The sequence below is a fragment of the Sphingomonas sp. Marseille-Q8236 genome (assembly GCF_965112005.1).
On the sequence record NZ_CBCOPO010000001.1, the window covers coordinates 2,051,274 to 2,073,714 of the forward strand.

General features: G+C 66.2%; 23 protein-coding genes. 13 read left to right on the forward strand and 10 right to left on the reverse strand.

The window, feature by feature from the left end; all coding sequences use genetic code 11:
* Both ACWPWT_RS09835 and ald read right to left on the reverse strand, forming a co-directional pair.
* On the reverse strand, positions 1–213 hold the full coding sequence (locus ACWPWT_RS09835) for a DUF3072 domain-containing protein (RefSeq protein ID WP_261269126.1): 213 nt from the start codon (positions 211–213) through the stop codon (positions 1–3).
* Positions 214–374: 161 nt separating this feature from the next.
* The gene (gene ald / locus ACWPWT_RS09840) at positions 375–1,481 is read right to left on the reverse strand and encodes an alanine dehydrogenase (protein ID WP_261269125.1); all 1,107 of its coding nucleotides are present in this window, start codon (positions 1,479–1,481) and stop codon (positions 375–377) included.
* A gap of 130 nt (positions 1,482–1,611) precedes the next feature.
* Here ald and ACWPWT_RS09845 point away from each other — a divergent pair, with 130 nt between their 5' ends.
* Complete coding sequence (locus ACWPWT_RS09845; protein WP_261269124.1) at positions 1,612–2,055, forward strand: Lrp/AsnC family transcriptional regulator; 444 nt, start codon at positions 1,612–1,614, stop codon at positions 2,053–2,055.
* Positions 2,056–2,064: 9 nt separating this feature from the next.
* Here ACWPWT_RS09845 and ACWPWT_RS09850 read toward each other — a convergent pair whose 3' ends face one another.
* Positions 2,065–2,538: an NUDIX domain-containing protein gene (locus tag ACWPWT_RS09850; protein ID WP_454279496.1), complete on the reverse strand. Its 474-nt coding sequence runs from the start codon at positions 2,536–2,538 to the stop codon at positions 2,065–2,067.
* A gap of 152 nt (positions 2,539–2,690) precedes the next feature.
* On the opposite strand from ACWPWT_RS09850, the gene ACWPWT_RS09855 reads away from it, so the two are divergent.
* The gene (locus ACWPWT_RS09855) at positions 2,691–4,367 is read left to right on the forward strand and encodes an amidohydrolase (protein ID WP_454279497.1); all 1,677 of its coding nucleotides are present in this window, start codon (positions 2,691–2,693) and stop codon (positions 4,365–4,367) included.
* A 76-nt stretch (positions 4,368–4,443) separates the two neighbouring features.
* On the forward strand, positions 4,444–5,502 hold the full coding sequence (locus tag ACWPWT_RS09860) for a choice-of-anchor A family protein (protein ID WP_454279498.1): 1,059 nt from the start codon (positions 4,444–4,446) through the stop codon (positions 5,500–5,502).
* Positions 5,503–5,665: 163 nt separating this feature from the next.
* Here ACWPWT_RS09860 and ctrA read toward each other — a convergent pair whose 3' ends face one another.
* The 3 genes from ctrA to ACWPWT_RS09875 all read right to left on the reverse strand — a co-directional run bounded on the left by ctrA (position 5,666) and on the right by ACWPWT_RS09875 (position 8,490).
* Complete coding sequence (gene ctrA, locus ACWPWT_RS09865) at positions 5,666–6,373, reverse strand: response regulator transcription factor CtrA (RefSeq protein WP_261269120.1); 708 nt, start codon at positions 6,371–6,373, stop codon at positions 5,666–5,668.
* A 102-nt stretch (positions 6,374–6,475) separates the two neighbouring features.
* Positions 6,476–7,570, reverse strand: a complete 1,095-nt coding sequence (locus tag ACWPWT_RS09870; protein WP_454279499.1) for an AI-2E family transporter — start codon at positions 7,568–7,570, stop codon at positions 6,476–6,478.
* Positions 7,567–8,490 carry a LysR family transcriptional regulator gene (locus tag ACWPWT_RS09875; RefSeq protein ID WP_454279500.1) on the reverse strand — a complete coding sequence of 308 codons (924 nt, stop codon included), beginning with the start codon at positions 8,488–8,490 and terminating at the stop codon, positions 7,567–7,569. Before ACWPWT_RS09875 ends, ACWPWT_RS09870 begins: the two co-directional genes overlap by 4 nt.
* A gap of 155 nt (positions 8,491–8,645) precedes the next feature.
* On the opposite strand from ACWPWT_RS09875, the gene ACWPWT_RS09880 reads away from it, so the two are divergent.
* Both ACWPWT_RS09880 and wrbA read left to right on the forward strand, forming a co-directional pair.
* A complete protein-coding gene (locus ACWPWT_RS09880) occupies positions 8,646–9,377 on the forward strand; it encodes a pirin family protein (protein WP_261269117.1) in 732 nt (243 codons plus the stop codon).
* A 28-nt stretch (positions 9,378–9,405) separates the two neighbouring features.
* Entirely contained in the window at positions 9,406–10,008 is a 603-nt protein-coding gene (gene wrbA / locus ACWPWT_RS09885; protein ID WP_261269116.1) for an NAD(P)H:quinone oxidoreductase, read from the forward strand.
* A 142-nt stretch (positions 10,009–10,150) separates the two neighbouring features.
* On the opposite strand, the gene ACWPWT_RS09890 is transcribed toward wrbA, so the two are convergent.
* Both ACWPWT_RS09890 and ACWPWT_RS09895 read right to left on the reverse strand, forming a co-directional pair.
* Complete coding sequence (locus ACWPWT_RS09890) at positions 10,151–10,804, reverse strand: hypothetical protein (protein ID WP_454279501.1); 654 nt, start codon at positions 10,802–10,804, stop codon at positions 10,151–10,153.
* A gap of 67 nt (positions 10,805–10,871) precedes the next feature.
* The gene (locus tag ACWPWT_RS09895; RefSeq protein ID WP_454279502.1) at positions 10,872–11,666 is read right to left on the reverse strand and encodes a M15 family metallopeptidase; all 795 of its coding nucleotides are present in this window, start codon (positions 11,664–11,666) and stop codon (positions 10,872–10,874) included.
* Between the two features lie 49 nt (positions 11,667–11,715).
* Between ACWPWT_RS09895 and ACWPWT_RS09900 the strand changes: the two genes are divergently transcribed.
* Both ACWPWT_RS09900 and arfB read left to right on the forward strand, forming a co-directional pair.
* On the forward strand, positions 11,716–12,360 hold the full coding sequence (locus tag ACWPWT_RS09900; RefSeq protein WP_454279503.1) for an RluA family pseudouridine synthase: 645 nt from the start codon (positions 11,716–11,718) through the stop codon (positions 12,358–12,360).
* 11 nt (positions 12,361–12,371) lie between these two features.
* Positions 12,372–12,797, forward strand: a complete 426-nt coding sequence (gene arfB, locus ACWPWT_RS09905) for an alternative ribosome rescue aminoacyl-tRNA hydrolase ArfB (protein WP_454279504.1) — start codon at positions 12,372–12,374, stop codon at positions 12,795–12,797.
* A gap of 179 nt (positions 12,798–12,976) precedes the next feature.
* Here arfB and ACWPWT_RS09910 read toward each other — a convergent pair whose 3' ends face one another.
* Complete coding sequence (locus ACWPWT_RS09910; RefSeq protein WP_454279505.1) at positions 12,977–13,354, reverse strand: hypothetical protein; 378 nt, start codon at positions 13,352–13,354, stop codon at positions 12,977–12,979.
* A 125-nt stretch (positions 13,355–13,479) separates the two neighbouring features.
* Between ACWPWT_RS09910 and ACWPWT_RS09915 the strand changes: the two genes are divergently transcribed.
* From ACWPWT_RS09915 to ACWPWT_RS09940, 6 genes are all read left to right on the forward strand, one after another.
* Complete coding sequence (locus tag ACWPWT_RS09915) at positions 13,480–14,442, forward strand: ArsR/SmtB family transcription factor (RefSeq protein ID WP_454279506.1); 963 nt, start codon at positions 13,480–13,482, stop codon at positions 14,440–14,442.
* Positions 14,439–15,380: a methylenetetrahydrofolate reductase gene (metF, locus tag ACWPWT_RS09920; protein ID WP_261269109.1), complete on the forward strand. Its 942-nt coding sequence runs from the start codon at positions 14,439–14,441 to the stop codon at positions 15,378–15,380. Before ACWPWT_RS09915 ends, metF begins: the two co-directional genes overlap by 4 nt.
* Positions 15,381–15,441: 61 nt before the next feature.
* Positions 15,442–16,488, forward strand: a complete 1,047-nt coding sequence (locus tag ACWPWT_RS09925; RefSeq protein WP_454279507.1) for a homocysteine S-methyltransferase family protein — start codon at positions 15,442–15,444, stop codon at positions 16,486–16,488.
* A gap of 40 nt (positions 16,489–16,528) precedes the next feature.
* Positions 16,529–19,123 carry a methionine synthase gene (metH, locus tag ACWPWT_RS09930; RefSeq protein WP_454279508.1) on the forward strand — a complete coding sequence of 865 codons (2,595 nt, stop codon included), beginning with the start codon at positions 16,529–16,531 and terminating at the stop codon, positions 19,121–19,123.
* A gap of 115 nt (positions 19,124–19,238) precedes the next feature.
* Positions 19,239–19,958 (forward strand): guanitoxin biosynthesis heme-dependent pre-guanitoxin N-hydroxylase GntA, encoded by a 720-nt coding sequence (gene gntA / locus ACWPWT_RS09935; RefSeq protein WP_261269106.1) that lies wholly within the window; start codon positions 19,239–19,241, stop codon positions 19,956–19,958.
* The gene (locus tag ACWPWT_RS09940) at positions 19,955–20,551 is read left to right on the forward strand and encodes a DUF1989 domain-containing protein (protein WP_454279509.1); all 597 of its coding nucleotides are present in this window, start codon (positions 19,955–19,957) and stop codon (positions 20,549–20,551) included. Before gntA ends, ACWPWT_RS09940 begins: the two co-directional genes overlap by 4 nt.
* A 123-nt stretch (positions 20,552–20,674) precedes the next feature.
* Here the strand turns inward: ACWPWT_RS09940 and ACWPWT_RS09945 are convergent, their stop codons facing one another.
* Entirely contained in the window at positions 20,675–22,285 is a 1,611-nt protein-coding gene (locus ACWPWT_RS09945; protein ID WP_454279510.1) for an alkaline phosphatase family protein, read from the reverse strand.
* Between the last annotated feature and the right edge of the window lie 156 nt (positions 22,286–22,441).

A 22,441-nucleotide genomic window follows, 5' to 3' on the forward strand; every position in this document is an offset into this window, starting at 1 on the left:
TTACTGGCCCCGGCCGGTCTTGGACTGAAGCGCGTCGATCCGCTTGGAGGCATCGGCCTTGCTCAGCGTATCGTCAAAAGCTTCGCCGGCTTCCTCCGACAAAGTCTTGAGATAGCTGGCCTGCGCGCCGGTCATCGGCTCGTCGCCGGTGGTCCAGTCATCGGGGTCCTTCTCGGCGTTGGAGAAGGGTTCGGTCTTGGGGTTGTCGGTCATCGCGAAATTCCTTTCGCGGCGATCAACGACGGTGTTCGCTTTACGTTCCGCAAGCTCTTGCCGCGGCTCAGTCCGAGCGAAGTCGAAGGCCATGGGACCAGCCTTGGCGGCCTCGGTCCGGGCGTGCACTTCGACTTCGCTCGGTGCGAACGGGTGGGGGCTTAGCCCGCCCAGGCCTCGAACGGCAGGTCGAGCGCTTCGGCGACCGCAGCGTGACGGATCTTCCCGCCCGAGACGTTCAGCCCCGCCGCCAGATGCGCGTCTGCCTTCATCGCGGCCTCGGCACCCATATTGGCCAGCTTCACCGCAAAGGGCAGCGTCGCGTTGTTGAGCGCGAAGGTCGAGGTGCGGGCAACGGCGCCCGGCATGTTGGCGACGCAATAATGGATCACGCCGTCGACCTCGAACACCGGGTCCTGATGGGTGGTGGCATGGCTGGTCTCGAAGCAGCCGCCCTGGTCGATCGCGATGTCGACCATCACCGAACCGCGCTTCATCGTCTTCAGCATGTCGCGAGTGACGAGTTTGGGGGCCGCAGCACCCGGAACCAGCACCGCGCCGATGACGAGGTGGGCGTTCTTCACCGCCGCCGCGATCGCCGCCTTGGAGGCGTACGCGGTCTTGATCTGGCTGGAGAAGAACATGTCCAGTTCGGCCAGACGGTCGTTGTTGATGTCATAGATGGTGACATCGGCGCGGAGGCCGACCGCCATCTGCGCCGCGTTCACGCCCGATACGCCGCCGCCCAGGATCGCGACCTTGGCAGGCGCCACGCCCGGAACGCCGCCCAGCAGGATGCCGCGGCCGCCCTGCTGCTTTTCCAGATAATGCGCGCCGACCTGCACCGCCATGCGGCCAGCGACTTCCGACATCGGCTTCAGGAGCGGCACGCCGCCACGGGGCGAGGTGACGGTTTCGTACGCGATGCAGGTCGCGCCCGACTGCATCAGGCCCTCCGCCTGCGGCTTGTCGGCGGCGAGGTGGAGATAGGTGAACAGGACGTGGTGCGGGCGCAGCATCGCGACCTCGACCGCTTGCGGCTCCTTGACCTTCACGATCATCTCGGCCTGGTCGAAGACTTCGGCGGCGGTGGCGACGATGCGCGCGCCCGCGTCGATATAGTCCTGGTCCTCGAAGTCGATGCCGCTGCCGGCCTTGGTCTCGACGATGACCTCATGACCGGCGGCGACCAGCTCGGCAACCGAGGGCGGGGTCAGGCCGACGCGATATTCGTGGTTCTTGATTTCCTTGGGGACACCGACGCGCATGACGAACTCTCCTGAAAAGGCGTTGTCCCGATAATAGCGCCGATCGGGTGGGAGAGGTGTGCAAAGCGGTCCCGTCAGACCGTCTAATTCAGGATGGCTTTGCACAGAAATGCCATATAGCGGGATGGATATGTCCGACGCGATAGACCGCCGCATCCTGGCCCAGCTGGCCCGCGATTCCGACCTGACCAGCGCCGCGCTGGGTGACAAGGTCGGGCTGTCCGCCAGTGCCGCGCATCGCCGCGTGGCGCAGCTTCGCGAGGCGGGGGTGATCACCGGCTATCGCGCGATCCTGAGCCATGAGGCGCGGGGGCGGCCGTCCACGGTGATGGTCAATGTCACGCTCAAGGATCAGCGGCAGGAGACGATGGCGGCCTTCGAGCGGGAGATTCTGCGCTGTCCGGAAATCGTCGAATGCTTTCTGATGAGCGGTGAGGCGGATTATATGATCCAGGTCGAAGTCCGCCGCGACGACAGCTATGAACGCATCCACCGCGAGACGCTGGCACGCCTGCCGGGCGTGACACGGCTCGCCTCGCATTTCGTGATCCGCGAGGTGGTGCGCCGATCCTGACCGGATCGCCTACCATCTCTCCGCGACGGATGCGCCCGAGCGATATTCGTCGATCCGTCGCCGCGTCGCGGGGGACAGGCTGTCCGGCAGGTCGTCCAGCGCGAACCATCGCGCCTGTTCGATCTCGATCATGTCGGTGGGGCACAGCGGAGTGTCGCCATCGGTCACCGCATGGGCGATATAGATGACGACATGGTCGTCCTTGCCCTCGCGCATGCTGTGATAGACGCCCAGGACATTGGCGATCCGGACATTCTCGATCGCGATCTCCTCGCGCAATTCGCGTCGGATCGCCGCCAGCGTGCTTTCGCCCTTCTTCACCCCGCCGCCGGGCAGATACCAATGATCGGTATAGGTATGGCGGACCAGCGCGACGCGGTGGGCCTGATCGAGCAGAATGGCCCGGACGCCGAAGGTGCGCGGCCGCGTGATCCGCCAGACGCGATGGGCGATCCCGCCCGCAACCCGGTGATACCATGCCATGCCCGTCGTCCTCATCGCTCTCGCGCGCCGCGACCCACTGTCACCCGCCCGACGCCGCTGTCAAACGATCGGACCGGATCATGGCGCCGACGCCGACCCTGCGCGGTTGCGACCTTCCAACCGGGCCGTTCAGCGATTAGGAACGGACGCTTATGGCAAAACAGGCTCGTTTCCGTCGTCCGCTCCGGACCTTCCTCGCCGCCGCGCTGGCGGTGACGCTGACCCCCGCGGCGGCCTTTGCCGATGCGCTGGTCGACAATGTCACCGGCCTGACGCTGGACAAGGATGGCAAGGTCGTCCGCTTCACCGGCCTGTTGCTGACCCCGGACGGCAAGGTCGTGCGGCTGCTGTCCGCCAAGGACAAGCGCCCGGAAAAGCTCGACTGGCGCGCGGACATGAAGGGGCGGGTGATGTTGCCCGGCTTTGTCGATTCGCACGGGCATGTGATGGGACTGGGCTTTCGGCTGATCGAACTCGACCTGTCGACCACCAAGTCGCTGGACGAGGCGCGCAGCCGGATCGCGGCCTATGTGGCGGCCAATCCGGACCGCAAGTTCATCCTGGGTGGCGGTTGGAATCAGGAAAGCTGGGGTCTGGGCCGCTTCCCGACCGCTGCCGATCTGGACGCCGTCGCCGCCGACCGCCCGGTGGTGATGGAGCGCGCCGATGGCCATGCCCTCTGGGCGAACAGCGCGGCGATGAAGGCGGCCGGGATCACCGCGAAGACCGTCTCCCCCGCCGGTGGCCGGATCGAGAAGGTCGGCGGACAGCCCTCCGGCGTGTTCGTCGACGCGGCCATGGCCCTGATCCAGAAGGCCATTCCCCAGCCGCTGGCCAAGGACCGCAACGCCGCGTTCCTCAAGGCGCAGAACGCGTTGCTCAGCCACGGCATCACCGCCACGGCGGACATGGGCACGACGCTGGACGAATGGATGACCTATCGCCGGATGGGCGATGCCGGGAACTTGCGTGTGCGCATCCTCAGCTATGGCGGCGGGATCGACGATACCGTGCGGATCGGCGGCACGGGACCGACGCCCTGGCTGTATAACAACAGGCTGCGGCTGGTCGGGGTGAAGCTGTACGGCGATGGCGCGTTGGGGTCGCGGGGGGCATGGTTGAAGCAACCCTATGCCGACGCGCCGGGGCAGACGGGGCTCGGCTTCATGACCGACGACGTCATCCGCAACCTGATGAGCCGCGCGGCGATGGACAAGTATCAGATCGCCGTCCATGCGATCGGCGATCGGGCCAATGCGCAGGTCCTCGATGCGATCGACGAACTGGCCGAAACCTATAAGGGCGATCGGCGCTGGCGGATCGAACATGCGCAGATCGTCGATCCGGTCGATCTGCCGCGTTTCGGCAAGCATGGCATCATCGCCTCGATGCAGCCGGTGCACGAAACCAGCGACCGCCAGATGGCGGAGGCGCGGTTGGGCCCGGCGCGGCTGGCGGGGGCCTATGCCTGGAACACGATGCTGAAGAACGGTGCCACGCTGACCTTCGGATCGGACTATCCGGTCGAGAGTCCCGATCCCTTTGCGGGCTGGACGGCGGCGATCACCCGACAGGGTCCGGATGGCCAGCCCTATGGCGGGTGGCAGCCGCAGGAGATTATCGGGCGCGAGGCGGCATGGCGCGCCTTCACCATGGACGGCGCCTATGCCGGGTTCGCCGAGGATCTGTTCGGACGTCTGGGACAGGGGCAGCAGGCCGATTTCATCATCGTCGACCGCAATCCGCTGGACATCAACCCCAGCGAACTGCGTGCGACCCGCGTCGAGGAAACATGGATCGGTGGGCAGAAGGTGTGGGAACGGCGCTGACCCGGCCGGGACCGGGTCCCACATTGGGATCGACTGCGTAAAGAATTGGCAGGATTTTCCTGCTATCCCCGCGAGCATGAAATATCGACTGTTGCTCGCGGGACTCGTGGCAGCCGCCTTGCCGTCCCTTGCCATCGCCTCGCCGGTCGTCGGCATCGACGCCTTGAAGGAGTGGAACCTCATCGTGCTGGGCGATCTGACGTCCAGTTCGGAGGTGGAAGGGCGCACCTTTGTCGGCGGCAATCTCAGCGGCAATTCGTCCAACTACCAGATCGCGACGCCCGCCCCATCCACCTATGCCTTGCCCGGTCTGACCGTGGTGGGGAATGTGATCGGCGGCACGAAAAATCTCAACAACGGCTCCGGTGCGCTGATCGGGGGCAATGTCCAGAGCGGCTTCAATCTGAACGGCGGAGTTCAGAACGTGAAGGTCGGCGGGACCCTGTCGAACACCAATATCAATCAGAATATCGTGCAATCGGGCCTGGCGATCAGTGATCCTGGTTTCGTCGCCGGCCTGAACCAGCAGAAGACGCTGCTGACGAGCAGCATGACCGACCTGTCGAACGGCTATGCCGCGCTATCCGCCACCGGGCAGGTCGCGATCAGCGGCAATCGGGCGACGTTCGACGCGGTGAAGGGGGCCAACGGCGTCGCGGTGTTCAACCTGACCGCCGCCGACCTGTCCCGCTTCGGCGAAATCGCCTTCAACGCGAACGGCGCGGACACGGTGATCGTCAATGTCAGCGGCAGCGCGATCCGGCTCGACGACAATTTTCTCGGCAACGCCAGCGGACTGGGCAAGCAGGTCATCTGGAATTTCCCCGACGCGACCAGCCTGGAACTGACGACGGCGTGGAAGGGATCGGTCCTCGCGCCCAAGGCGGCGGCCGTGACCGGCAATTATATCGAGGGGTCGGCCGTGTTCGGCAGCCTGGTCCAGAATGGCGAATTTCATCTGGGCACCTATATCGGCACCTATACGCCGGGGACGTCCACCCCCCCGAGCAGTTCGGGCGGGACCGGGAGCAGCGGCGGAAGCCCTGCAACGGTCCCCGAACCCGCCAGTCTGGCGTTGATGGCTGGGGGATTGGTTCTGTTAGTGTTGGCGCTTCGGCGGCGCGTGGCGGCCTGACGGGAGAGGGAGGGCGTGGCCTTCGGCCGCGCTTGGACCAAGGGGCTATTCGGTTTGGTGCAATCCGTCCGGCCCGAGCGCGCCCGAAGGGCAAGGGGATTGGCCATGAAAAAGGGCCGGTCCGCATCGCGAACCGGCCCCTTCCACCCCCGATGCGAAAGCGTCAGGCGACGGCCTGTTCGCCCTGGCCCATCTCGTCCGGCTCGCGCAGGACATAGCCGCGGCCCCACACCGTCTCGATATAATTCTCGCCATCGCAGGCCAGGCTGAGCTTCTTGCGCAGCTTGCAGATGAAGACGTCGATGATCTTCAGTTCCGGCTCGTCCATCCCGCCATAGAGATGGTTCAGGAACATCTCCTTGGTCAGCGTCGTGCCCTTGCGGAGCGACAACAGCTCCAGCATCGCATATTCCTTGCCGGTCAGGTGGACGCGGGCATTCTCGACCTCGACGGTCTTGGCGTCCAGGTTCACCGCCAGCTTGCCGGTGCGGATGATCGATTGCGAATGGCCCTTGGACCGGCGGACCACGGCGTGGATGCGCGCGATCAATTCCTCGCGGTGGAAGGGCTTGGTGACGTAATCGTCGGCGCCGAAGCCGAAGCTGCGCACCTTGGAGTCCATCTCGTTGATGCCCGACAGGATCAGCACCGGGGTGGAGACCCGCGCGACGCGCAGCCGCTTCAGCACGTCATAGCCATGCATGTCCGGCAGGTTCAGGTCGAGCAGGATGATGTCGTAGTCGTACAACTTTCCCAGATCGAGGCCTTCTTCACCTAGATCAGTGGTGTAGACATTGAAGCCTTCGCTGCCGAGCATCAGCTCGATCGCCTTGGCGGTCGTCGGTTCGTCTTCGATCAGCAGTACGCGCATCGACAGTCCCCATTCGCGAATGGCCGCCCCCCTTTTCCCCCGGCGACCGGATATCCTTACCATTAACCAACGTGGGGGTGAACGTAAAAGGTTAATTCGGTCCTAACCCGGATTATTATTGTCTTGTTTTACTTGTGCAAAAGGGTCGAGCAGCGTCTGATGTTTCACCGGGGGAATGTCCTCGCCAAGAACTTCCCGCAGATACAGGCTGCGAATCAAAGTAAAGGCGACGATCAATAAGGCCGCCGAAAAGAACAGGCCGAAAAGACCAAAGATCGTGCCGATCCCGATGATGGCGAACAGGGTGACGGCGGGAGGGATGGCGACGACCCGGCTGGTGACGAAGGGCGTGATGGCGTTGGTCTGGATCAGCCGCACGACCGCAAAGGTGATGAGGGTGCCGACGATCGCGCCATTGCCCGCCTGCGCCGCCAGTCCCAGCGCGGGCAGCATCGCGGCGATCGGCCCGACATAGGGCACGAATTCGCTCAAACCCGTCAGCAGTCCCAGCGCGGCGGCGGAGGGCACTCCGGCGATCGCCAGCCCGACGCCGACCGGCACGCCCATCGTCGTCATCTGGATCAACTGCGCCCGCAGCCAGAGGCGCAAGGTGGAGCCGGTGTCGAACAGCGCATCCTCCACCGCCGGCCGCATCGATCGGGGGATGAGGAGCAGGAAACCGCGCTCATAGACTTTGGGATCGGCGGCGAAGAACAGCGCGCCGACCAGCAGCAACAGGCAGTTGAGGACGAATTCGCCCGCGCCCGACACGATGCCGCCAATATCCTGCGCCACCCGACTGCCGGCATAGGCTGCGCGCACCGCGTCCACCACCTTGGCCCCGACCGGTGATTGCGACGCCCAGGCGGCCAACTGATCGATCAGGTTCGGCAATTGCGTGACCAGCGTGTTGAGTTGCTGGCGAAAGGCGACACCGAACAGCCAGGCGAGGAACCCCAGCACCGCCAGCACCGTGGCGACCGACAGGGTCAGCGACCGTTTGGGCCCGATCGGCAGATGGTCGGCATAAAGGTCCGCGATCGCATGGATGACGATGGCCCCCAGGATCGATCCGAAGGCCAGGATCAGCAGATCACCCGCGCGGAACAGCGCGGCGGTGATGCCCAGGATCAACAGGATCAGGACGACGCGGCGGATGAACCGCGCGTCCCCCTCGTCGGGACGAAGCCGGTTCATCGGGCCGCCTCCTGCTGGCGCGCGGTGACGCAGGGATCGCGGACCTTGTCGGCCAGCCATGCGATCAGCGCCTCCACCCGTGCGGGGCGCAAGGGGCTGGGCGGGGTCAGCAGGTGCAGGCCGATGGGTGGCGGGGTCCAGTCCTGCAAAATCTCCACCGCCTGTCCGCCGGTCAGATAGGGCCCGATGATGAAGCCGGGCAGCCGCGCGATCCCCAGTCCGGCCAGCACGGCGGGGACCAGCGCATCGCCGCTATTGGCCGTCAGCGGACCTTGCGGGCGCACCGACACTTCGGCCCCGCCGGGATGGCGGAAACGCCAGGGGCCGGTGACGTTGGAATAGCTGAGCAGCCGATGCTCGCCCAGTTCGTTGGGATGGGTCGGCGTGCCATGCTCCGCCAGATAACCGGGCGAGGCGATGATATGGGTCGAAATGCCGCACAGCCGTCGCGCGCGCAGCGAACTGTCGGGCAGGTCGGCGATGCGCAGCGCGATGTCATAGCCCTCCGCCACAATGTCGACCCGCGCGTCGGACAGGCTCAGCTCGATCTCGATCCCCGGATGCCTGACCAGAAAATCGGCAATCACCGGCGCGATATTGGTCACGCCGAACGACATGGGCGCGGCCAGACGAATGCGACCGGCGGGCGCGCTGGCGGCGTCGCGTGCGGCTTCCTCGGCGGCGCGCGCTTCGGCCAAGATGCGCGCGGCGTGATCGGCCAGCGGCTTTCCCGCCTCGGTCAGCGCCAGGCGGCGCGAGGTGCGGTGGAACAGCGACTGGTTGAGCTGCGCCTCCAATCGGGTGATCGCCTTGGACACGGTGGCCTTGGACAGCCCGATCGCATCGGCCGCGGCGCTGAACGAGCGATGCTCGACGACGGCGGCGAAGATCGCCCAGGCCTCCAGATCCGGCAGACGCATTGATACCCCCCTTTGGAGCACCGTTCGGCACCCCCGTACGACCGGCAAACGGCCGGTTCTGCGTTACAATGCACATGGAAACGATCGGTTTCCAGCGTTTCCGTTTACGCGATCATGATCGTCACTATCTTGGGCGCAACCAAGGGAGTTACCCCATGAGCACGCAAGTCATCACCCACCCCGTTCGGGGAATCGACCGCCGCAGTTTCGAAAGCCTGGGCCATGCCAATCATGGCTGGCTGGATGCACGGCATCATTTCTCGTTCGCCAACTATTATGATCCGGCCCGCATGGGCTGGGGCGCGATCCGCGTCTGGAACGACGATGTCATTGGGCCGAACGCCGGCTTCCCGCCGCATCCCCATGCCGACATGGAGATCATCACCTATGTCCGCACCGGCGCGATCACCCATCAGGATTCGATGGGCAATGTCGGTCGGACGGCGGCGGGCGACGTGCAGGTGATGAGCGCGGGTTCGGGCGTGCGCCACGCCGAATATAATCTCGAATCCGAGCCGACGACGCTGTTCCAGATCTGGATCGAGCCGCGCAGCCGGGGTGGTCAGCCAAGCTGGGGTGCCAAGCCGTTCCCCAAGGGCGAACGCTCGGGGAAGTTCGTGACGCTGGCCAGCGGGTTCGAAGAGGATGGCGACGCGCTACGCATCCGCGCCGATGCCCGTGTCCTGGGCGCCACGTTGCGCGCCGGGGAGAGTGTCGAACATGCGGTGGGTGAGGGGCGCCACGCCTATCTCGTCCCCGCGACCGGACGGATCGAAATCGACGGTGTCCCGTTCGCGGCACGCGACGGTGCGGCGCTCACCGGTGGCCGGACCGTGACGATCACGGCGATCGAGGATGCCGAGATCGTTCTGGTCGACGCCGAATAACTGACGTTTCTGCAAGGGAGTATATCACATGGCCAAGGTTCTGGTTCTCTATTATTCGTCCTATGGTCACATCGAGCAGATGGCCGACGCCATCGCCGAAGGCGCGCGTTCGGCGGGTGCCGAGGTGGACATCCGTCGCGTCGCCGAGACCGCGCCTGCCGAGGTGGTTGCGGCGGCGCACTTCAAGACCGACACCGCGCATCCCGAGATCGAGGGGCCCGACGCGCTGACCAACTATGATGCGATCATCGTCGGCACCCCCACGCGCTATGGCCGGATGGCGAGCCAGATGGCGGCCTTCTGGGACACGACCGGCGGCGTGTGGATGAAGGGCGGTCTGGTCGGCAAGGTCGGCGGTGCCTTCACCTCGACCGCCAGCCAGCATGGCGGGCAGGAGACGACCCTGTTCTCGGTCCTGACCAACCTGATCCACCACGGCATGACCATCGTCGGCCTGGATTATGGGTTCCAAGGCCAGATGGGCGTCAAGGAAGTCCATGGCGGCACGCCGTACGGCGCCTCGACCCTGGCGGACGGCGACGGCAGCCGCCAGCCGAGCCAGGTCGATCTGGACGGTGCGCGCTATCAGGGCAAGCGCATCGCCGAGACGGCCGCCAAGCTGTTCGGGTAATGCAAGGGACGGGGGCGCCGAAGGGTGCCCCCGTTCTTATATCCTTCCTCCGTTCTGCCTGAGCCGGGTCGAAGGCCAAGGGCCACAACCTCGACCAACCGGTACGCGCCAGTGCCGGATCGGCATGGCGGCCACGATGCATTTACCGCACCGCCACGTCGACCGTCACCGCGACGAGCTTGCCCCTCCGTGGACCGATCAGGGTTATGCCCGCCCCCACGCCATGCGGATCAATTATCGCCATCATCGCCAGCACCGGAAAATCGGCCGTGAAAAGCGGTGCGAATGTCTTTGCAAAGGGTTTGGTGACGACCGTCGTACCGTCCTTTTCATTAACCCAGGCGCTCATGCCCCAGGACGAACCGACGAATTTTAGCCCGGCTGGAACAGGATGGGACGGGATCTGGCGATCATTGGTGGGGCGATCGGCGCAGGCGCTGGGCTCCAAACGCCCGCTTACGGGCCCGTAACTTCCGAGGTTGATGGAATAGAGCAGGCAGGTGCCGTTAGTCAGATACAGCGTTGCCGGGAGATGGCTTCGTGACCAGGCATCAATGACGCGGCCTCCGTCGATATCGGGGAGTTCGGTGCCAAAATAGATGTTGCGATCGGTAAAGGGGCCCCTGTCCGGGTCGGTATACCGGAATGCCGGCTTGAATTCGAGGATCGAGAGGGAGGGGAGCGTCTTGATGACGGCTGCGTCGGAAGCCGTCTCCGAATGTTGCGCCAGAACGGGCGTAGGAAGCGTGACTAGAACAGCAACCGCAATCAGAAGATACGTCGCGCATCGTGTCATGCGATGTCACCTCTCGTGCTGCGAGGATCGATCCTAAGCGGGGAGCGCGATCCTGTCACGCCGTTGTTCAGGGCCGTTGGCGGCGCGATTTGCCCTTCCTCGTCGCTGGGCTAGGCGCGGCCGCTGGCGGGGGCACCGGAACCGGCGGTTGGGCCGTCACCACGACCTTCAACGGATCGCGCACGCCCGGATCGGCCGGGAACTGCGCCCGCGCTCTGGCGAAGACCGCCCGCGCCTGCGCTGCGCTCGGCTCGGCGGGACTGGTCCCGACCCAGCGCCAGTGCCAGGGCTCCCACTTTACCCGCTGCCTGTTGCCCGCCGGAAAGCTCATCTCGAACCCGAAGCGCGGGGCATTGGCGATCAGCCAGCGCGCCGCGGGCGACGCGGCCATGCACGCCTCCGCATCCGGGCATCCGCGCGCCGGACGCACCGCGAAATCGACCGCATAGCCGGTCGCATGTTCGCTATACCCCGCCGGTGCGACCGAAATGGCGCGCTCTGCGGCGGACACGCTCCGGTCGCGGCAGAAGACGTTGCGCTGGCGGGCGACCTCGCGATGGCAGGACAGGCCGTGCAAGGTGCCGCCGACCGCCGGATCGGCCTTCGCCGCGTCCAGCAGCCGTTGCAGATCGGGGATCATCGCGCGGTGCAGGCGGCAATAGGGCTTGAGCCCGAACCCGGCAGGGGCTGGCACGATGTCCTGAGGCGATCCGTCGCCATAGGGAAAATGCCCGGCGACCCGACCGTCCGGGCCTGGCGGGGGCAGCGCGCCGTCGCAGGACTGCGCCGCCGCCATGACGGGCGTCACCGCGATCGACAGCAGTGCCAACAGGCGAAGGAAAACGGCAAGAGCGCTCGGCATGACACGCGCGCCTCTGGCATGTCGGCGCGCACGGTGGCAAGGGAGCGCGATGCACGGAGATCGCGTTCTATTCATCGACGGCGAAGCGCTGGTGATCGACAAACCGGCGGGCCTGCCCGTCGATCGGCCCCGTAACGGGTCGATCAGCCTCGAAAACCATCTGGAATCGCTGAAATTCGGGTTCAAGCGCTGGCCGCATGCGGTGCACCGGCTCGACCGCGACACCAGCGGCTGCCTGCTCCTGTCGCGCAACCCCAAGGCGCATGCCCGTTTTCAGCAGGCGTTCGAGGCCGGGCTGGTAGAAAAGCGCTATCTGGCGGTTCTGAACGGCGTGGTCGAGGGCGAGGGGATGATCGACCTGCCGCTCGCCAAGGTGTCCACGATGGAAGAGGGCTGGCGGATGGTCGCCGATCCGATGGGCAAGGCGGCGCGGACCGGCTGGCGCGCATTGCGCCATGAGGGCGGGCGGACGCTGGTCGAGTTCCGCCCGGAAACCGGCCGTACCCACCAGATTCGCGTCCATGCGGCGACGGGCCTGGGCGCGCCGGTGGTCGGCGACCCCGTTTATGGAGCGGGCGAAGCGGGTGGCATGTTGCTGCACGCCGCCAGCCTGACGGTGCCGCGCGGAGACGCCAAGGACCCGATCACCGCCGAGGCCCCGACGCCGGAACGCTTCGGCGCGTTCCGGGACTAGGGGCGCAGGCGATGGCGCTGATCCCCGTCACCCGCGCCATCGCGATCGACGAGCGCGAGATCACCGAGAGCTTCACCCGCGCCTCCGGGCCGGGCGGGCAGCATGTCAACACTACCGACAGTGCGGTGCTGTTGCGCTTCGACGTGGGCGGCTCGCCGAGTTTGCCAGAAGCGGTGAAGATGCGGCTGGCTGTGCTGGCGGGGCAGCGGCTGAGCAAGGACGGCGTGCTGACCCTGCGCGCCGATGCCAGCCGCTCGCAGGAGATGAACCGGCGCGAGGTGCGTGAACGGTTGATCGACCTGATCCGCGAGGCGACCATCGTTCCCAAGAAGCGGCGGCCGACCAAACCCACCCGCGCGTCCCAGACCCGGCGGGTCGATGCCAAGAAGGGGCGGGCGCAGGGGAAGGCGGGGCGGGGGGAGGGCCCGGTCGGTTGAAAACGGTTAGGAGGCGTAGCCTTCTTCGCTCAGGCTGTACGGACGTTGGAATATGGGGTCACAAACTCCTCACGCCGTTCAGCCTAAGCAAAGTCGAAGGCCACGCAGACCGCCTAAAGAAAAACGGGCCGGCGAACTGATCGCCGACCCGCTTCTGCAATCCCTGAGGATAACGCCCTTTAGCGGCGGACATCCTCGCCCGCGCGAACCAGCGCGTTGCCGGTCGCCTGGCGGGCATTGTCGGCGCCGCGCTCGATCTTGTCGCCCGCATGGTCGAGCCCGCGATCGATATTCTCGCCCGCGCGGTCGGCATGGGCTGCGGCACGGTCACCGGCGCGGTCCAGCTTGTCGCCCGCCTTGTCCATGGCATTCTCGGCCGAGTTCAGCGCGCGTGCGGTCGCCGCCTCGACATCGTCCGAGGCGTTCTGCGTCGTCGCTTTCACGTCCGAGCCGATGGCATCGGCGGCCTGCTCGGTCTGCTGCTGGGCATTCTCGCTGCACGCGGCCAGCGACAAGGCGGCGGCACCGGTCAGGGCGAGGATCAGGGCCTTCTTCATGGCAAACACTCCCGTTTCAAACATATGATCGGCGTGCCAACGCAGATTATCCGTTTCGGGTCCGTGTCGGCCGAAATCTGTTCGCTCCGTTGACCGCATATAAAGATATCTTTATATCGTGATCCATGGCCAATGCGCTCGAAATCTTTCGCGCCCTCAGCGATCCGACGCGGCTGCGCATCCTTGCGCTGCTGCGGTCGATGGAGCTGTCGGTGGGCGAACTGGCGCAGGTGCTGGGGCAGAGCCAGCCGCGCGTCAGCCGCCATGTGAAGATCCTGGTCGATGCCGAACTGGCCGAGCGGCGCAAGGAGGGCAGCTGGGTCTTCGTCGCGCTGGGTGACCGCGAGGCGGTGGAGCCGATGATGGCGGCGCTCGATCGCTGGACGGCGGATGCGCCCGATCCCTGGATGGTCGCCGATGTCGCGCGGCTGGCGGCGGTGCGGGCCGACCGGGCGGCGAGCGCGGCGGCCTGGTTCGAGGATCATGCGGGCGAGTGGGATGCGATCCGATCGCTCCATGTCGCGGACAGCGAGATCGAGGAGGCGATGGCGGGCCTGATCGGCGAGGGCGATCTCGGCACGCTGATCGACATCGGCACCGGCACCGGGCGGATGCTCGAACTCTTCGGCGACCGCGCGGATAGCGCGCTGGGCATCGACCGCTCGTCGGAGATGCTGCGGCTGGCCCGCGCCAAGCTGCACGGCCGCGCCAATACCGAGTTGCGGCAGGCGGACCTCTATGCGCTGCCCATGGGCGACGGCGCGGCGGATATCGCGATCCTGCACCATGTGCTGCACTTCGCGCAGCAGCCGGGCGCGGCGATCGCCGAGGCGGCGCGGGTGCTGGGGCCGGGCGGGCGGCTGCTGATCGCCGACTTCGCGCCGCATGATCGCGAGGAATTGCGGCAGAAGGCGGCGCATAGCCGCCTGGGTTTCGCCGACGAACAGATGGCAAGCTGGTTCGGCCCCGCTGGGCTGACGCTGGCGCGGACCGAGACGCTGGAGGGCGGCGAACTGACCGTCAAGCTCTGGCTGGGTGTGAAGAAGGGGCTTCGGCCCGTCGAGACGAATAGGGTGAAGGCGGCATGACGAACACGATCCTGACGCGGGCCGAGGCCGCGCTGGCGCATGAGGAACCGCTGTTCGCCGATGTGGGCGGCGATATCGCGGTCAGCTTCGAATTCTTTCCGCCCAAGACGGAGAAGATGGACGCGCAGTTGTGGGACGCGATCCGCACGCTGGAGCCGCTGGACCCGCGCTTCGTGTCGGTGACGTACGGCGCGGGCGGCTCGACCCGCGAGCGGACCCATGCCACCGTCGCGCGCATCCAGCGCGAGACGACGATGGACGCCGCCGCGCATCTGACCTGTGTCGAGGCGACCCGAGAAGAGATCGACCAGGTCGCGCAGGAATATTGGGCGGCGGGCGTGCGGCACATCGTGGCGCTGCGCGGCGATCCTCCCGCCGAGGGCGCGCGCTTCGTCAGCCATCCCGGCGGCTATGAGAATGCCGCCGATCTGGTCGCGGGCCTGAAGAAGCTGCACCCGTTCGAGATTTCGGTTGCGGCCTATCCGGAATGTCATCCGGACTCGGCTGACCAGAAGGCGGACATCGACAATCTGAAGCGCAAGATCGATGCAGGCGCCAACCGCGCGATCACGCAATTCTTCTTCTCGCCCGAAGCCTATTTCCGTTTCCGCGATGCCGCCGCCGCTGCGGGGATCACGGCGGAGATCGTGCCGGGCATCCTGCCCGTGTCCAACGTCGCGCAGACCCGCAAGTTCGCCGCCATGTGCGGGGCGTGCATCCCGGACTGGATGGACCGGTTGTTCGAGGGGCTGGACGATCATCCCGGCGCGCGCCAGCTGGTCGCCGCGACCATCGCCGCCGAGATGTGCCGTCGGCTCTATGCGGGCGGGGTGAAGGGCTTCCACTTCTACACGCTCAACCGCGCCGAACTGGCCTATGCGATCAGCCATTTGCTGGGCGTGCGCGGCAAGAAGGCCGAGACGGTAGCGGCGGCGTAACCTCTCTGCCCCTATAGGAATGCCAATACGCTCCCGCACTGGTCGGGGGCAGGAGTAGATCATGACGACCCGCGATACGTTCCTCGCCGAAGCCGCCAAGCGCATCCTGATCACCGACGGCGCGTTCGGCACCGAGATCCAGAACTGGAAGCTGGACGAGGCGGCCTATGCGGGGACGCTGGGCCTGTCCCACGACCAGAAGGGCAATAACGACATCCTGGCGCTGACCAAGCCCGAGGTGCCGGAGGCCATCCACCGCGCCTATTTCGAGGCGGGGGCGGACATTGCCGAGACCAACACCTTCTCCGCCAACCGGATCAGCCAGGCCGATTACGGAGCCGAGCATCTGGTGCGGGAGATCAATGTCGAGAGCGCGAAGCTCGCCCGCCGCGTCGCTGACGAGTTCGCCGCGAAGGACGGCCGCCCCCGCTTCGTCGCGGGCGCGATCGGGCCGACCAACAAGACGCTGTCGCTGTCGCCGGACGTGAACGATCCGGGTTACCGCGAGATCGACTTCGATTACCTCAAGGACGTGTACCGCGAACAGATCGATGCGCTGGTCGAGGGTGGGGCGGACTTCATCCTGATCGAGACGGTGTTCGACACGCTCAACGCCAAGGCCGGAATCATGGCGACGATCGAGGCGGGCGAGGCGCTGGGCCGCGACATCCCGATCATGCTGTCGATGACGCTGACCGACCTGTCGGGCCGCAACCTGTCGGGCCATACGGTCGAGGCCTTCTGGCACGCGGTGCGCCATGCCAGGCCGCTGACCATCGGGCTGAACTGCTCGTTCGGGGCGGAACAGCTGCGCCCGCACGTCAAGACGCTGTCGGAAATCTGCGACACGCTCATCATGATCTACCCCAATGCCGGGCTGCCCAACGAACTGGGTGCCTATGACGAAGCGCCCGTCACCACCGCCGGTCTGGTCGGCGAATGGGCGGTCGAGGGGCAGGTCAATGTGCTGGGCGGCTGCTGCGGCTCGACCCCTGCGCATATCAAGGCAATCGCCGACAAGGTGAAGGGCATGCAGCCCCGCACCATCCCGACCCCGCCGGTCGTCACCCGCCTCGCCGGGCTGGAGCCGTTCACCATGGCGGCCTGAACAATCCTCCCCGCGAGCGGGGAGGATTTGAGAAGACACCATGACCAACACCTCCACCAATTTCGTCAATGTCGGCGAGCGGACCAACGTCACCGGATCGGCGGCGTTCAAGAAGATGATTCTGGCGGGCGACTATACCCGCGCGGTGGAGGTAGCGCGTAGCCAGGTCGAGAATGGCGCGCAGGTGGTCGACGTCAACATGGACGAAGGGCTGCTCGACGCCGAATACGCCATGACCACCTTCCTCAAGCTGATCGCCGCTGAGCCCGATATCGCGCGCGTGCCGATCATGATCGACAGCTCGAAATGGAGCGTGATCGAGGCGGGTTTGAAGTGCGTGTCAGGCAAGCCGATCGTCAACTCGATCAGCATGAAGGAAGGCGAGGAGGCGTTCCTCCATTATGCCCGCCGCTGCATGGCCTATGGCGCGGCGGTGGTCGTCATGGCGTTCGACGAGGTCGGCCAGGCCGACACCAAGGACCGCAAAGTTGAGATTTGCGCGCGCGCCTATGACCTGCTGATGTCGATCGGCTTCCCGCCCGAAGACATCATCTTCGACCCCAATGTCTTCGCGGTTGCGACCGGCATCGAAGAGCATAACAATTACGGCGTCGACTTCATCGAGGCGTGCCGCGAGATCAAGGCGCGCTGCCCGCACGTCCATATCTCGGGCGGCCTGTCCAACCTGTCGTTCTCTTTCCGCGGCAACGAGCCGGTGCGCCGCGCGATGCACTCGGTGTTCCTCTACCACGCCATCCCGGCGGGCATGGACATGGCGATCGTCAATGCGGGCCAGCTCGACGTGTACGACACGATCGACCCCGAGCTTCGCCAGGCGTGCGAGGATGTCGTCCTCAACCGCGATCCCGAGGCAGGCGAGCGGCTGGTCGCATTGGCCGAGCGCTATCGCGGCACCGATGCGGTCGCTGAGAAGCAGGCGGCCGAGTGGCGCAGCCTGCCGGTGACCAAGCGGCTGGAATATGCGCTGGTCAAGGGTATCGACGCGCATGTCGTCGACGATACCGAGGAATGCCGCCAGCAATTCGCACGGCCGATCGAGGTGATCGAAGGCCCGCTGATGGACGGCATGAACGTCGTCGGCGACCTGTTCGGCTCGGGCAAGATGTTCCTGCCCCAGGTGGTGAAGTCCGCCCGCGTCATGAAGAAGGCAGTCGCGCACCTGCTGCCCTTCATCGAGGCGGCGAAGGAGCCGGGCGCCAAGGGCAAGGGCCGGATCGTGCTCGCGACCGTGAAGGGCGACGTCCACGATATCGGCAAGAACATCGTCGGCGTGGTGCTCCAGTGCAACGGGTTCGAGGTGGTCGATCTGGGCGTCATGGTCCCCTGGTCGAAGATCATCGCGGCGGCGAACGAGAATGACGCCGACATGATCGGCCTGTCGGGCCTCATCACCCCCTCGCTCGACGAGATGGTGACGGTGGGCGAGGAAATGCAGCGGGCGGGCATGTCCATGCCGCTGCTGATCGGCGGCGCGACCACGTCCAAGGTGCATACCGCGCTGCGCATCGCGCCTGCCTATTCGGGGCCGGTGGTCCATGTCCTCGACGCATCCCGCGCGGTCGGGGTGGCGACGACGCTCGTGTCGGATACCCAGCGCGATCCTTATGTCGCGCAGGTCGCCGCCGATTACGAAGCCGTCCGCAAGGCGCGCGAGGGGAAGGGAGCCAATGCCCTGTTGCCGCTGGAGGAAGCCCGCGCGCGCGGCTTCGTCGCGGACATGGCGCTCAAGGCGGGCGACCCAAAGCAGCCGGGCGTGCATGTCTATCAGGACTGGGACCTGTCGGACCTGCGCGACTATATCGACTGGACGCCCTTCTTTCGCGCCTGGGAACTGGCGGGCAATTTCCCCGCGATCCTGACCGACGAAGTGGTCGGCGAAAGCGCCAGCGGCCTCTATGCCGATGCGCAGGCCATGCTCGACACGATCATCGCCGAGAAGTGGCTGACCGCCCGCGGCGTGGCGGCGCTCTGGCCGTGCCGCCGCGACGGCGATGACGTGATCCTGACGGCGGACGGGGAAGAGACCTGCATCCCCTTCCTGCGTCAGCAGATCGCCAAGCGCGAAGGCCGCGCCAATATGTGCCTGGCCGACTTCATCGACCCGGCGGGCGACTGGATGGGCGGCTTCGCGGTCGGCATCCATGGCATCGACGCGTATATCGAACGCTTCCGGGCTGGCCATGACGATTATAACGACATCCTGCTCAAGGCGCTGGCCGACCGTCTGGCCGAGGCGTTCGCCGAGCGGCTCCATGCGCATGTCCGCACCGACCTGTGGGGCTATGCGGCGGGCGAGCAACTGACCAACGAGGCGCTGATCCGCGAGCAATATCGCGGCATCCGCCCCGCACCAGGCTACCCCGCCTGCCCCGAACACAGCATCAAGCGGACGCTGTTCGACCTGCTGGGGGCGGAAAGCGCGGTCGGGCTGGAGTTGACCGACAGCTTCGCGATGCTGCCGACGGCGGCGGTCAGCGGCTTCTACTTCGGGCACGCCCAGGCCGAATATTTTGGCGTTGCGCGGATCGGCGAGGACCAGGTGGCGGACTATGCGACGCGGCGCGGGGTCGATGTCGCCCAGGCGACCCGCTGGCTGCGCCCCAATCTCGACTGACGGGGTCGCAGTCCGCTTTGTGATCTCGATCAGCGGTCCGATTGATCGATGCTAATTATGTGAGATAAAACGGCTTTTCGGGAACGCTGCCCTAACCGTCGCGTTGGGGCATCCCATGTCGAAAACCGGAAGCAGTCTATTCCCCCCGCACGATCCCAGCGAGCCCGAGTCGGCCGCGATGCTTCGTGCCCATATCGCGGCGGCGGATTTTCCTTGTGTCGGCGCCAAGGCGGCGATGGCGCGGGGGACGCTGGACATATTGGGCGCGCGCGACATAGCGAGCGCCTGGGACGATCTGCGCATCCATGACCGGCTGCGGCGCTTCGCCGAACGCTATCGTGCCGAGCCGCAGCTATTCCGCAGCCTGGCGGTGGTGTTCGCCGGCCCCGAGCAACTGGACGAAGCCGCGTTCGAGCGCGCGATCTGGGCGCGGATCCAGTCGTTGTCGGACAAGGATGTCTGGCTGGGGCAGGACTGGGACGAACGGGTCAGCGCGGACCCGGAAGACCCGCATTTCTCGCTGTCCTTCGGCGGCGAGGCGTTCTTCGTCGTCGGGCTGCATCCCAACGCCAGCCGCCCCGCGCGGCGCTTCCCGCGCCCGGCCATGATCTTTAACCTGCACGACCAGTTCGAGATATTGCGCGCCCAAGGCAAATATGAGGGGATGCGCGAGAAGATCATGGTCCGCGATGAGGCGCTGGCGGGATCGCGCAACCCGATGCTGGCACGCCATGGCGAGATGAGCGAGGCCCGGCAATATAGCGGTCGCGCGGTGGAGGAGGGCTGGCGCTGCCCCTTCCACTATACGGGTGCCGAAGCGGCGGCCGATCGATGAGCGCCGAAACCGTCGAGATCCCGCCCCGCAGTGGCGACGCCTTTCGCATGGCCAAGGGCGACACCCTGACCGTCATCGACCCGCGCGGGCGACAGGTCGCCGATCTGCTCGCTTTCAACGCCGATGATCTGGATGAGGTGATCTCGTCAGGCCGCACGCTCGACTATGCCGAGACGATCCGGCTGACCACCGGGCACAAGCTCTATTCCAACCGCTCGCGGGTGATGCTGGAGATCGTGGCCGACACGGTCGGGATGCACGATTTCCTGCTGACGCCCTGTTCGGTCGATACGTTCGATCATTTCTATCCCGACCTGCCGCGCCATCGGGGCTGTTTCGGCAATCTAGCCGCCGCGCTGGAACCCTATGGCGTGACCCCCGACCGGATTCCGGTGGCGTTCAACTGTTTCATGAACGTGCCGGTCGATGGCGCGACCGGCAAGCTGGAGGTGCTGCCGCCGCTGAGTGGGCCGGGCGATCATATCCGCTTCGTGGCGCAGATGGATCTGGTGATCGGGCTCACCGCCTGTTCCGCACCCGCGTCGAACGGGGGGAGCTTCAAGCCGATTGAATATCGGGTCGAGCGCCCTTGACATTGCCCCCCTGTAAGGGGGGGGCAGCCCGGAGGGCTGACGGAGGGGTGTCGCAGCCAGTGGGGACACCACTCCACCACCGCTTCGCGGCGGTCCCCCTCCCCTTGCAGGGGAGGAATAAGCTTACTTCTTACACGTATCCGCAGCTCCCGGATCGAGGTCCAGGCAACGCCCGTCCACGCCGGGGATCGGCAGTCCGATCGTCGCCGCCAGTGTCGGGGCAATATCGACCGTCTCGACCGACAGCGGCTGTTCGAACCCGCTCATCCCCTTGCGCCAGAACAGGATCGGCACGCGGCGATCGTAGTCCCAGGGCGAACCATGAGTCTCGACATAGCCGGGGGTGGGCTCCTCGATCGTGGTGACGCGCGGCTTGAGCAGGATCAGCAGATCGCCCGAGCGCGTCGGATCGTAGGAGGAGCGCGCCTTTTCCTTCAGCGTCCAGGTCTCCGGCGGGGTGGTGGGCCAGGGCGTCGCGGCGATCTCGTCGCGGGTCAGCGCGGCGGCGACCTGCGGCAGCGCTTCGTAACGCCGCTTCGCTTCGGCCAGCACCTTCGCGCGCGTGGCGGGTGGCAGGTCGCGGTTGATATAGATGTCGCCCTCCGCGCTCATCATGATCGGCGGGGTGTTGGACAGGCCCAGACCTTGCGCGATGACGGCGGCCATCGCCTTGGTCTTGGCCTCGGGCGCGACATGGCTTTCCATCGGCATGGCGCGAATCTGCTGCCGCTCGGTCATGTCGTGCGCGCCGTGGTCGGCGGTCAGCATCACTTCATAATCCACGCCGCTCGCATCGAGCACGTCGAAGAATCCCGCCAGCGAGCGGTCGAGTTCCTCCATCTGGATGCACATCTCGGCCCCCTGGGTGCCCAGCGCATGGCCGATATAGTCGGTCGCCGACAGGCCGACCGACAGCATGTCGGTCTGCGGCCCCTGGCCCAGCTTCATGTCCTGGACGAAGCCCGCCGCCATCGCCAGCACCGCCGCGTCGGCCGCTGGAGACACGCGGAACGCCTTCATATCGCCCGCCGCGCGCTGGAACCGGCCGGTGCCCAGGGTCTGGCCGCCGACCGTGATCGGCCGGTCGAGCGACTTGCAGAAACCGGGCAGCGGCAGGGCCGCCTGCGGCCGGGCGATCAGGTCGGCGACGGCCTTGCGCGTGCGCTCCACGACGGGCGGCACGGCGCGACCGGCATAGGAGACATAGGTCTTGCCGTCCCACCACCAGATCTCGTCCATCTTGTGCCCGCCCATCATCACGGCCGCACGGTCCTTGCCCGCGACCGAGACGGTGCGGACGCGGGGATCGGCGGTCTTCATCCGCTCGCCCAGCGTCGGCACCTTCAGGTGCATGTCCGACACGGTATAGTTGTTGTGATCGTTGCCCGGAACGCGTTCGTCCTCCGAGCAATAGACGATCTTGTCCACACGCCCGACCGACTGGTCGACCCAGTTGTTGGCGATGATGCCGGTATGCGCAGGGCGATAGCCGGTCAGGATGGTCGAGTGGCCGGGGCAGGTCTCGGTCGCGGCATGGCTCTGATAGCCAGAGGGAAAGACCGCGCCGGTCAGCAGGCGCGCCATGCCGCCGGTAAATTGGTTGCGATATTGCTGGAACAGGTCGGCCGAGAATTGATCCACCGAGATCGCCACGATCAGCTTGGGCGGCGTGGTGGGGAAGGGCGGCCGCGGCGTCGCCTCGCCCCCCGCGACGCCGCAGGCGGCCCTCCCCACCACGCCCCCCCAGCCGGTCGCGGCCGTCTCCGTGGGTCCATTCCCGGCCCACCCGGTCCAGCCATATCGCCACCAATTTTACGGCGGCCCCGGAGGCGAGAAGCGCGGCAGTCAGGGACGTCATGGGCAACCTTGATGCAAAGCGGGGACGGGGGC